The sequence below is a fragment of the Microbacterium croceum genome (genome assembly GCF_023091245.1).
Classification (GTDB): Bacteria; Actinomycetota; Actinomycetes; order Actinomycetales; family Microbacteriaceae; genus Microbacterium; species Microbacterium croceum.
This window is the reverse complement of record NZ_JAHWXN010000002.1, coordinates 231,402-242,520: the sequence shown is the minus strand read 5'-3', so window position 1 is coordinate 242,520 and position 11,119 is coordinate 231,402. Positions and strand designations below refer to the sequence as shown.

At 69.8% G+C, this 11,119-nt stretch carries 8 protein-coding genes; 5 read left to right on the top strand and 3 right to left on the bottom strand.

Annotated elements, in window-relative coordinates; genetic code table 11:
• Positions 1–1,278 (bottom strand): glycoside hydrolase family 27 protein, encoded by a 1,278-nt coding sequence (locus tag KZC51_RS15155; protein ID WP_247630865.1) that lies wholly within the window; start codon positions 1,276–1,278, stop codon positions 1–3.
• A complete protein-coding gene (locus tag KZC51_RS15150; protein ID WP_247630864.1) occupies positions 1,275–3,464 on the bottom strand; it encodes an alpha-galactosidase in 2,190 nt (729 codons plus the stop codon). Before KZC51_RS15150 ends, KZC51_RS15155 begins: the two co-directional genes overlap by 4 nt.
• 69 nt (positions 3,465–3,533) lie before the next feature.
• Here KZC51_RS15150 and KZC51_RS15145 point away from each other — a divergent pair, with 69 nt between their 5' ends.
• Positions 3,534–5,366 (top strand): beta-L-arabinofuranosidase domain-containing protein, encoded by a 1,833-nt coding sequence (locus tag KZC51_RS15145; RefSeq protein WP_247630863.1) that lies wholly within the window; start codon positions 3,534–3,536, stop codon positions 5,364–5,366.
• Here the strand turns inward: KZC51_RS15145 and KZC51_RS15140 are convergent.
• Positions 5,356–6,381, bottom strand: a complete 1,026-nt coding sequence (locus KZC51_RS15140) for a LacI family DNA-binding transcriptional regulator (protein WP_247630862.1) — start codon at positions 6,379–6,381, stop codon at positions 5,356–5,358. The genes KZC51_RS15145 and KZC51_RS15140 overlap by 11 nt on opposite strands.
• A gap of 180 nt (positions 6,382–6,561) precedes the next feature.
• On the opposite strand from KZC51_RS15140, the gene KZC51_RS15135 reads away from it, so the two are divergent.
• Genes KZC51_RS15135 through KZC51_RS15120 form a run of 4 tightly spaced genes read left to right on the top strand, consistent with a single transcriptional unit; the run spans position 6,562 to position 11,067 of the window.
• On the top strand, positions 6,562–7,269 hold the full coding sequence (locus tag KZC51_RS15135) for a ThuA domain-containing protein (protein WP_247630861.1): 708 nt from the start codon (positions 6,562–6,564) through the stop codon (positions 7,267–7,269).
• Positions 7,242–8,330: a Gfo/Idh/MocA family protein gene (locus KZC51_RS15130; RefSeq protein WP_247630860.1), complete on the top strand. Its 1,089-nt coding sequence runs from the start codon at positions 7,242–7,244 to the stop codon at positions 8,328–8,330. Before KZC51_RS15135 ends, KZC51_RS15130 begins: the two co-directional genes overlap by 28 nt.
• Positions 8,327–9,898 carry an alpha-N-arabinofuranosidase gene (locus KZC51_RS15125; RefSeq protein WP_247630859.1) on the top strand — a complete coding sequence of 524 codons (1,572 nt, stop codon included), beginning with the start codon at positions 8,327–8,329 and terminating at the stop codon, positions 9,896–9,898. Before KZC51_RS15130 ends, KZC51_RS15125 begins: the two co-directional genes overlap by 4 nt.
• Positions 9,892–11,067 (top strand): Gfo/Idh/MocA family protein, encoded by a 1,176-nt coding sequence (locus KZC51_RS15120; protein WP_372491809.1) that lies wholly within the window; start codon positions 9,892–9,894, stop codon positions 11,065–11,067. The genes KZC51_RS15125 and KZC51_RS15120 overlap by 7 nt, the downstream gene beginning before the upstream one ends.
• The last annotated feature ends 52 nt before the right edge of the window (positions 11,068–11,119 follow it).

Below are 11,119 nucleotides of genomic sequence, written 5' to 3'. Positions count from 1 at the left end.
TCACCCGAACAGGAGCAGTCGCACACCGTGGGCGGGAACCTCGACCTCGACCCAACCGCCGTCGTGGGGAAGCATCTCGCCGGACCATGCGTCGGCGCAGCCCCGGGCGAGTGCATCCTCCGGCACACCCAGGTCATCGACGTGGGCGCGCAGCCGCTTCGGCTCGTCGCCGAGCCAGAACAGCGCGCGGTAGTCGCGATCGCCGACCCGTGATCTCCACATCACCAGATCGCCGTCACGCACGATCTCGCGCGCGCCGTGACCCTCGCGGAGCGCCAGCACCTCGCGGCGGGTCAGAAGGGCGAGGGTGTCGTGCGGGGTGTCGGGCAGGTGGCCTCCGAACATGAGCGGAGAACGCAGCAGGCACCACAGCGTCATCACCGTGCGCTGCTCTTCGAGCGTGAGGCGGCTCATCCGGTCGCGACCGACGTGCCCGCGGATGCCGATCCGCCCGAACGGCAGCATGTCGGCATCGGCCCACGCGCCGGGCTGCTGGAGCGGCGCCCATCGGGCTGCGCGCTGGAACTGTTCGCGCACCTGCGACCAGTCGTCCCAGAGGTCGTCCGAGATGCGCCACAGCTGGGCATGCGCGCGCAGCGAGTCCAGGTGCGCGGTCGACAACTGCTTGCCGGGCGAGAGGCTCAGCAGCATCGGCCGTCCTGAGCGGTCGATGGCGCGAGAGAACGCGGCGATCTCGGCGGTCTGCACCGGGGGATAGAGCACATCGTCGAGCTTGATGACGTCGACACCCCAGTCGGCGAACTGCCGGGCGAGCGAGTCGTAGTACTCCTGCGCGCCGGGAGCGCTCATGTCCACACCGAAGTTGTCGGGATTCCAGGGGCAGACGTTCGCACGATCCGCGATGGTGTCGCAGGTTGCGCCGGGCGCGCCGAGGACCGGCAGCCGCCGTTCGGCCGCGGCGCGCGGCACGCCGCGCATCAGGTGCAGGCCGAAGCGCAGGCCGAGCGAATGGATGCGGTCGGCGAGCGGCCGGAAAGACCCGCCGGCCGCAGACGGGAAGCGGGTGACCGCGGGCAACGGGCGGCCCCAGTCGTCGAGCTCCGGGCGCGAGATCTGTCGGTAGTCGTGGTGGCCGGGGTCGGACTCGTACCACTGGATGTCGACGACGACGCAGTCCCAGCCGAACGGTGCGAGGTGCTCAGCCAGGAACCCGGCGTTGCGGATGACCTCGTCCTCGGTGACCGAGGAGCCGAAGCAGTCCCAGCTGTTCCAGCCCATCGGGGGAAGCGCGGCGGCCTGTCGTCTGGGGGCGCTCACAGCGTGTCCACGGCGCGAAGATGCACGACCACCGCACGGTCCGGGTGGAACGTCGGGAACTCCAGCCCTGCCGTGGACAACAGCGCGCCGGAGAGGACGGGCGCGGATCCGGCCTCGTCGAGATCGGGCGCCCGCAGCCAGTCGGGAACCTGCCAGGGCGGCCCGAGCGACTCGGGCGCGTTGACCGTCAACCGGTAGCGACGCGTCGGGTCCACTCCGAGCAGGCGGATCCGTGCCAGGGTGTCGGCCGTCGTCCTGGGGGTCACGACGGTGTACAGCGCCTCGCTGCCGTCATCGGCCACGACACCGCGCATCGAGGGGGCCGACGGGTCGTCCTCTCCGCTGCCGACCGTACGCCCGGTCTGGATGAGGGGGCGCAGACGGCGGAAGCGCGCGATCCACGCCGCGAGCTCAGTGCGCTCCGCATCACTCAGCGCGCGGATGTCCCACTCGATGCCGAAATGTCCGAGAAAGGCCACCGCGCAACGGAAATGCAGGTCGGACGTGCGCCCGGTCACGCTCGATACCGGAGACGCGACGTGCGAGCCCATCATCTCGGGCGGCACGAGCAGACCGGTGTTCCGCAGGATGTCGAAGCGGTCGACCGGATCGTGACTGTCGGAGGGATGGATGCGATCGCTGCGCTCGAGGATGCCGAGGTCGACGCGGCCGCCGCCGGAGGCGCAGCTCTCGATCTCGAGGTCGGGGTGGCGCGCCCGCAGCTCATCGAGCAGCCGGTAGAGGGCGAGGGTCTGCGCGTGCACGGCCGGTGCTCCGGTCGCGGGATGACCGGCGGAGACGAGGTCGCGGTTGTGGTCCCACTTGAGGTAGCTGACGCCGATGTCGTCGATCAACCCGTCGAGTGTGTCGAGGATGTGCGTGAACGCCTCGGGTCTGGTGAGGTCGAGCACCTGCTGGAAGCGGTATCTGGCAGGAAGCTCGTCACCGGCTCGCAGGATCCAGTCGGGGTGGGTGCGGGCGAGCTCGGAGTCCTCGTTGATCATCTCGGGCTCGACCCACAACCCGAACTCCATCCCGAGATCTCGAACTCGATCGGCGAGCGGACGCAGGCCGTCGGGCCACGCCACCGGGTCGGGCTCCCAGTCGCCGAGTCCGGCACGGTCATCGCCGCGACCACGGAACCAGCCATCGTCGAGCACGAACCTCTCGACGCCGAGTGCGGCGCCGCGCTCGGCGAGGTCGTGGAGGGTCGCGGCATCCTGATCGAAGTACACCGCTTCCCACACGTTGAGCGTGACCGGCCGATCCCTGCGCGATGATCGCGAGACACCGCGCAGGAAGGTATGGAACCGGGCGGACGCGGCGTCCCAGCCCTCGCCGTGGCTGCCGTACACCCAGGGCCCGACGTACTCCGCTCCTGGCGTGAGTCGGATCTCGCCGGGGAGGAGGAGCTCGCCGCCGCGGAACGCCAGGGTTCCGTCGCCGCGTTCGAGTGCGTGCTCATGGTCGCCGCTGAAGCCGACGTGGAACATCCAGACCTCTCCCGTGTCGGCGGAGAATCCCGGGGTGCCGGCGATCATGACGGTCGTGGCGTCCAGTCCGGTCCGCCCTCGGCGCGAGGGGCGGCTGTGCGTGCCGCGCACCACGCGGTGCCGCTGAGCGATGCGCTCGTGTGCCCAGCGTCCGGAGAAGTCGAGCACCTCGGTCGCCCGTGTCGGAACGGGAAGCGCGAGCATGAGGTCTTCGACCTCCAGTGGTGCGACCTCCCTCGCTTCGTTGCGCACGCCGGAGCGGAGCCGGAGCAGTCCTGCGGCGGTGAGATCGATCTCTAGCATGAGCGAGATCGCCTCCTGCTCATCGCGCGCGAGCACACGGATCGATCCCGCCCCGGCCTGGATCACCGACCCCTGCAACTCCGTATCGTCGATGGAGATCGTGTCGACGTGGAACGAGGGTGCCCACCCCCGGCCTGCGCGATGCGCGCTCAGTCCCGGGCGTCCGAACCATCCTCGACCGTGCTCCGGGAGGAGGGAAGGGCGATAGGGAAGGTCGGAAATACCCCCGATACCAGGTCTTTGTTCGGCCAGGGCGAATGTGAGGAGGTCGTCATCTGTCGCGATGATCCGCGCCCCCCAGTGCAGAACGACGGGAAGACCGCTCGAGAGCACGGCCAGCACCAGGGAGACGTCGCCGGCGGCGAGGTGGATCACGCGAGTGGATTGCATGCCGACCATTCTGCACGGATGTCCGGGGCGAGTACAGTGAGAGATCGATCTCGGATATCAGGAGGAATCATGCCCACCGTCGCACTCCCGCCTTCGGCTGCACGCCTCACCGGGGGTGTCTTCGACCGCCGCCGGCGCCGCAATCGTGACTACCTCGTGTCGTTGTCGGAGCGGAATCTGATGCAGAACCATCTGATCGAGGCCGGCATCGGTGACCAGGCCTGGCATCTGCAGCCGTCGGGCTCCTCGGCGAAGGATCGAGGGCTCGAGCGGCACTGGGGATGGGAGACACCGGGATCGTTGCTGCGCGGGCACTTCCTCGGTCATTGGATGTCGGCGGCAGCCCGGGAGATCGCGGCGACCGGAGACGTGGTGCTTCGCGCCATGCTCGAGGGAGTGATCGGGCTGCTCACGCAGTGCCAGGAGGAGAACGGAGGCGAATGGGTCTTCGCGACGCCGCCCTCCTTCCTGAGGCGACTCGCGGAGGGGCGGGATGTGTGGGCCCCGCAGTATGCGATCCACAAGACGTTCATGGGGCTCGTCGACGTCTACCGCGACCTCGGAGACGAGCGCTGCCTGCAGATCGCGCACCGCGCGGCCGGCGCGATCGCCGAGTGGGCGCGAGGCTTCGATCGAGAGCGGTTCCAGCAGATCCTGGATGTGGAGACCGGCGGGATGCTGGAGGTGTGGGCCGACCTCCTCGAGGCGACGGGAGACGAGCTCTATCGCGAGCTCCTCGACCGGTACTGGCATGCTTCTCTCTTCGATGCGCTGCTGGCCGGGGAGGATGCGCTCACCAACATGCACGCCAACACGACGATCCCCGAGGTGCTGGGGGCCGCGCGCGCGTTCGAGGTCACCGGTGAGGAGCGCTGGAAGCGCGTGGTCGAACAGTACTGGGAGTGGGCGGTCACCCGTCGAGGCACCTTCTGCACCGGCGGGCAGACGTCCGGCGAGATCTGGACGCCCCCGTTCTCCTTCGCCGCGCGCCGGGGAGCGAAGACGCAGGAGCACTGCTCGGTGTACAACATGATCCGCCTCGCCGACGTGCTGTACCGGTGGGGCGGCGACCCGGTCCACCTCGACTACATCGAGGCGAATCTGCACAACGGTCTGCTGGCGCAACAGCACCCGGAGACCGGCATGGTCGCCTACTTCCTGCCGCTCGAGGGCGGCGCGCGCAAGAGGTGGGGCACACCGACGGAGGACTTCTGGTGCTGCCATGGGAGCCTCGTGCAGGCGCATACCCGCGTCGCCTCCCTCGCTGTCTATGCCGACGACGACACGCTGACGGTGGCGCAGTACCTGCCGGTGCGCGCCGAGACGATGGCGGCGGGTGCACCGGTGACCGTCGACGTGCGCCTCGGCGACGACGCCGGCTACGTCGGTCCTGATTCCAATGCAGGGCCGGGAGGAGAGACGCACCGCCCGATGGCAGTGCGCGTGCAGGTCGCCGTCACGTCGGAAGAGGGAGTGCCGGCGACGGTGCGTCTCCGCGTGCCGGAGTGGACGTCGAGCGATCCGCTGGTGACGACGACGGCGCCCTGGCGCCGCGAGGGCCGGTTCCTCGAACTCGTCCATCCCGGCGGTGCGACGACCGTCGACGTCGAGTTCCCGTTCCTGCTGCGCACCGTGCCGATCCCGGACGAGCCCCAGACGGTGGCCTTCGTCGAAGGGCCGCTGGTGCTCGCCGGACTCGTCGACCGAGAAGTCTGTCTGGAGGGCGACCCGGCGGAGCCGTCCACCCTGCTCGCCGCCGACGACGAACGGCAATGGACGCAGTGGCTGGTGCGCTATCGCACGGTCGGCCGCGACGCCGGCATCCGATTCATCCCGCTCAACGAGGTGACCGACGAACGCTACTCGGTGTACTTCCCGGTGCGTACCACGGTCACTCCGTGATGACAGGGCGCGTCGAGCCGCGCTCGACGAGCTCCGTCGGCATGACGATGGCCTCATTCGAGACCACGCCCCCCGACGTCACCTGCGCGAGGATGCGCACGGCTGCCGACGCCATCTCCCGGATCGGCTGGCGGATCGTGGTCAACGACGGATGCAGCCACCGTGCTCCGCGTACATCGTCGAAGCCCACCACCATGACATCGCGCGGGATGTTGCGGTCGCTGTCGGCGATCGCCCGATAGGCGCCGGCCGCCATCTCGTCGGAGCACGCGAAAACGCCGATCGGTCCGCTGCCGGGCAGCTCCGCGAGCGCACGCGCGCAGGCCCTCCTGGCATCCCAGGCGCTCCAGTCCGCGCTGGTGCGCACGCACGGAGCGCCGGGGGCGATCTCGTCGATCGTGCGCACGAAACCGTCGACTCGCGCGCGTCCGTACCGGTAGGACGGTGCTCCGCCGATCACGATGAAGCGCCGAGCCCCGCGCGCGACGAGGTGCTCGGCAGCCGCCCCGCCGCCGGCGCTGTCGGTGGTGCGCAGGCTCGGCAACGGGCTCGACGCTTCGGACGGCGGTTCCATCAGCACCAGCGGGATGGAGGCCCGATGCATCGCGGCGATCTGGGTGCTCGTCGGCACGATGAGGCCGACGATGACCCCGGCGGAACCGCGCGAGCGGATGCGCTCGTGCCAGTCATCCGCGGGGTCATCGCGCTCGGCCGTCAGGACCAGGTCGTATCCGAGCTCGGAGGCGGTGGTGCGGGCGCCCGCGGTGATCTCCTCGGTGTAGGGGTCGTGGAAGTGGCCCAGCACGAGGTCGAACATCAGGGACGTGCCGCGCCGCGGACGCCCGCGCCGCTGGCCGACGGTCGAGTAGCCGAGTTCTGCCGCGGCGCGCAGCACCCGCGATCGCGTATCCGCGGCCATCTCTCCCCGTGCCCGCAGCGCCCGCGACGCCGTGGCGATGCTGACCCCGGCCTGCGCCGCGACATCGGTGAGCGTGGGGCGAGGGGGACTGGCCATGAAGCTATTTTGCGCAAAAACGGTGCGTTCCGCCACACGTCGATGGCATCGTGTCGGACGTTGCACATGCCCGTCGATGCGGAGGGACGAGTCGATGAAGACGACGCTGCCGACAGCGCTGAACGCGCGCGGATCAGAGGTGCGCCTGCGGGAACCGGCCGCGCGGCGGGAGGCACGGCCATGACCGCGCGCAGAGCACTCGTGGTCCGCGGAGGCTGGGACGGTCACCGCCCCGTCGAAGCCACCGACATGTTCCTCCCGTTCCTCGTCGACAACGGTTTCGACGTGCGCGTCGAGGACTCCAACGAGGTCTACGCCGACCGCGAGGAGATGGACCGCACCGACCTCATCGTGCAGAGCGTCACGATGTCGGACATCTCGGAGGAGGCGCTGAAGGGGCTGCGCGGTGCGGTCGAGCGCGGCACCGGACTCGCCGGATGGCACGGCGGCATCGCCGACTCCTACCGCAACAGCTCCGACTACCTGCAGCTCATCGGCGGCCAGTTCGCCACCCACCCCGGCAAGCACCCGGCTGAGCGCGAGGGCGGCGAGGCGGACAACTTCCTCTGCTACACCGTCGACCTCACCGATCTCGGACGGCGGCACCCGATCATGGAGGGCATCGAGGACTTCACGCTTCGCACGGAGCAGTACTGGGTGCTCACCGACGACCTCAACGACGTCCTCGCCACGACCACCCATCCTGTGCAGCCGTTCCACCCCTGGCACCGGCCGATCACCTCGCCGGCCGTCTGGACGCGCGAGTGGGGCAAGGGCCGGGTCTTCGTGGCCACACCAGGGCACAGCCTCGTCGTCCTCCGCGACACGAGTGTCCGCACCATCATCGAGAGGGGGATGCTGTGGGCCAGCCGCACGGTATCGGAATAATCGGACTCGGCGTCATCTCGGCGCAGTACCTCGACACGCTCGGGTCTCACCCCGATGTGCGCATCGCCGCGACAGCCGACCTCGACACGGCCAGAGCCGAGGCGGTCGCCGCACGCTACCCCGGGTGCCGCGTGCTCGACGTCGATGAGCTCGTCACGGATCCGTCGGTGCACACCGTGATCAACCTCACGATCCCGTCCGCGCACGCCGAGGTGGCGCTCGCCGCGCTCGCCGGGGGCAAGAACGTCTTCGGAGAGAAGCCCCTCGCGGCGACCCTCGGCGATGCCCGCCGGGTCGTCGAGGCCGCAGGGTCGGCCTGGGTCGGCTGCGCGCCGGATACCGTGCTCGGTACCGGCGTGCAGACGGCACGTGCCGCCGTGGATGCCGGCAGCATCGGCCGGCCCGTCGCCGCGGTGGCGACCTGGGTGTCGTCGGGGCACGAGGCGTGGCATCCCCACCCGGACTTCTACTACCGTGACGGCGGCGGTCCGCTGTTCGACATGGGGCCGTACTACCTCACCACGCTGTTCCATCTGCTCGGGCCCGTCGCGCGCGTCTCCGGGGCGTCGTCGCGTCCCCGGGCCGTGCGCACGATCGCCTCCGGTCCCCGGGCGGGGGAGAGCATCCCGGTCGAGATCGACACGCACGTGACCGGGACGCTCGAGCATGTCGGCGGAGCGATCTCGACCGTCACGTTCAGTTTCGACGGCGCAGCCACGGACGCTGCGCCGCTCGAGGTCCACGGGGAGACGGGCACGCTGTCGGTGCCCGACCCGAATCTGTTCGAAGGCGTCGTCCGGGTGCGGCGACCCGCCGAAGACGTCTGGACGCCCGTCGTCGAGCGCGCCGGGTACGAGAACGCCGGCCGCGGCATCGGCGTGCTCGATCGCCTCGCCACCGGCGCAGGGAGCGCCCGCGGCGACATCGCCCTGCACGTGCTCGAGATGATGACGGCCTTGACGGAATCCGCACGCGTCGGCCGACGCATCGATCTGACCACGGCCCCGGAGCGGCCGTCGCTCATCCCCTTCACCCCCGAGAAATCCTGGAGAAAGCGTTGACCACCACTGCCACCACCGCACGTGCGGTGATCGACCTCGACGTGACCGGCGACCGCATCAACCGCCACATCTACGGGCACTTCGCCGAGCATCTGGGGCGTTGCATCTATGACGGCTTCTGGGTGGGCGAGGACTCCGACATCCCGAATGTGCGCGGCATCCGACTCGACATCGTGGAGGCGCTGAAGGCCCTCGACATCCCGAACCTCCGCTGGCCGGGCGGCTGCTTCGCCGACACCTACCACTGGCGCGACGGCATCGGTCCGCGGGAGCTGCGGCCGCGTATCGCGAACACCAACTGGGGTGATGTGGTGGAGAGCAACCACTTCGGCACGCATGAGTTCATGGATCTGTGCGACCTCCTCGGAGCCGACGCGTACGTCAACGGCAACATCGGCAGCGGCACGGTGCAGGAGATGGCCGAATGGGTGGAGTACCTCACCCGCGGCGACGACAGCCCCATGGCGCGGTTGCGGCGGGAGAACGGGCGGGACGAGCCCTGGAAGGTGCCGTTCTGGGGATTGGGTAACGAGGCGTGGGGATGCGGCGGCCACATGTCGGCCGCCCACTACGCGGAGGAGGCGCGACGCTACGCCACCTTCGCCCACGATCACGGCGAGAACCGGCTCACCCGCATCGCGGCGGGCGCCAACGAAGACGACCTCGACTGGACGCGGGTCCTGATGAAGACGCTCATGGAGTGCCACGGCTGCACGCTCTACGGGACCCTGCCGTACCAGGCCATCTCCTTCCACTACTACACGCACTCAGGATCGGGCATCAACACCGAGCACGCGGCACCGTTCAGTGACGAGAAGTACTACGACACGATGGCCTACGCCGCCGACGTGGAACGCGTCGTGCGCGGACACGTGGCTGTGATGGATTCCTACGACCCCGACAACCGCGTCTCGCTGGTGTGCGACGAGTGGGGGACCTGGTGGAACGTCGAGGAGGGCACCAATCCGGGGTTCCTCTTCCAGCAGAACACCGTGCGGGACGCGCTGGTCGCGGGCATCCACTTCGACGTCTTCCACCGCTATGCACGGCGGATCTCGATGGCGAACATCGCCCAGACCGTCAACGTGCTGCAGGCGATGGTGCTCACGGACGGCGACGCGCTCGTGCTGACGCCGACCTACCACGTGTTCGAGATGAACAAGGGGCATCAGGACGCGCTGCACCTGCCCGCGCACCTGCGCGAGGTGCCGACGAACCGCGTGCGGGGAGGCGACCTCCCCCTGATCTCGCTGTCGGCCTCGACTCGGGGCGACACCGCCCTGATCTCGCTCAGCCATCTCGCGATCGATGCCGACTGCACCGTGAGCATCGATCTGCGCGGGCGAGGTGCGAGCGTCGCCAGGGCTCGCGTGCTCACCGGCGACGACGCGTCGGCCTACAACGACGCCGCAGCTCCCGACCGGGTGGCCCCGCGTGCGCTCGACGCGGTGATCCACGGCGGGAGGCTGACGGTGACCCTGCCGCCGCACTCCTTCGCGACGGTGGAGCTGCAGTTGGAACCAGAGCCGGGCGTCACGGCGATCGAGCGAACGGAGGTGGCATCATGACGACGAGCCCGCTGCGTGTGGCCGTGATCGGTGCGGGCTTCATGGCACGAGCGCATTCGCACGCCTGGCGCACCGCACCGCGCTTCTTCGACCTGCCGCGCGAGCCCCAGCTCTCGGTCCTGGTGTCGCGCGACGAGGCACGAGGGCACACAGCGGCGCGCGACTGGGGCTGGGAGAGCTGGTCGGATGACTGGCGGACGGTGGTCGCACGCGACGACATCGACGTGGTCGACATCTGCACTCCCGGCGACACGCACGCGGAGATCGCGATCGCGGCCCTCGGCGCCGGCAAGCACGTGCTCTGCGAGAAGCCGCTCGCGAACGATCCGGCCGATGCCGCCGACATGGTCGCTGCCGCGGATGCCGCGGCACGGCAGGGTGTCGTCGCGATGTGCGGCTACAGCTACCGGCGCACCCCCGCGCTCGCGTCGGCGCGCCGACTCATCGCGGAGGGAGCGCTCGGCACCATCAGGCACGTCCGCGCACAGTATCTGCAGGACTGGCTGAGCGACGCGGATGCTCCGCACACGTGGCGTCTCGACCGCGCATCGGCGGGCTCCGGCGCCCTCGGCGACATCGGCGCGCACAGCATCGACACGGCGCAGTGGTTGACCGGCGAGCGGATCGTGGGCGTGTCCGCGCACCTCCGCACGTTCGTGTCGTCGCGTCCTCGTCGGAGCGCCGAAGTGGGGCTCGGCGGCCGAGGCGATCTCGACGCCGAGCGCCTGCCGGTCGATGTCGACGATGCCGCCGCGTTCATCGCCGACTTCAGCGGGGGCGCGCTCGGCGTGTTCGAGGCGACGCGCATGGCGCTCGGCCGCCGCAACGCCAACCGCATCGAGATCAACGGCGACCGCGGCTCCGTGGCCTTCGACTTCGAGCGGATGAACGAGCTCGAGTTCTACAGCGACGACGACGCGGATGACCGCCGCGGGTTCCGCACGATCCAGGCCACCGATCCCGCGCACCCCTACGCCGACGCGTGGTGGCCCACTGGCCACGGCATCGGCTATGAGCACACGTTCACGCACCAGATCGTCGACTTCGTGCGCTCCATCGACGGAACACCGGAATCGCCGTCTTTCGCCGATGCGTACCAGGTGCAGCGGGTGCTCGCGGCTGTCGAGGAGAGCGCCGGCGACGAGGGTCGCCGCACCCGCGTGCGCTGACGCGCACCCGCGTGCGCTGACGCGCACCCGCGTGCGCTGACGCGCACCCGCG

What these genes read in the sequence shown, in the direction of transcription:
- KZC51_RS15150 (WP_247630864.1), bottom strand. Translation starts at nt 3,464, where the DNA reads ATGCAATCCACTCGCGTGATCCACCTCGCCGCCGGCGACGTCTCCCTG.
- KZC51_RS15135 (WP_247630861.1), top strand. Translation starts at nt 6,562, where the DNA reads ATGACCGCGCGCAGAGCACTCGTGGTCCGCGGAGGCTGGGACGGTCAC.
- KZC51_RS15140 (WP_247630862.1), bottom strand. Translation starts at nt 6,381, where the DNA reads ATGGCCAGTCCCCCTCGCCCCACGCTCACCGATGTCGCGGCGCAGGCC.
- KZC51_RS15145 (WP_247630863.1), top strand. Translation starts at nt 3,534, where the DNA reads ATGCCCACCGTCGCACTCCCGCCTTCGGCTGCACGCCTCACCGGGGGT.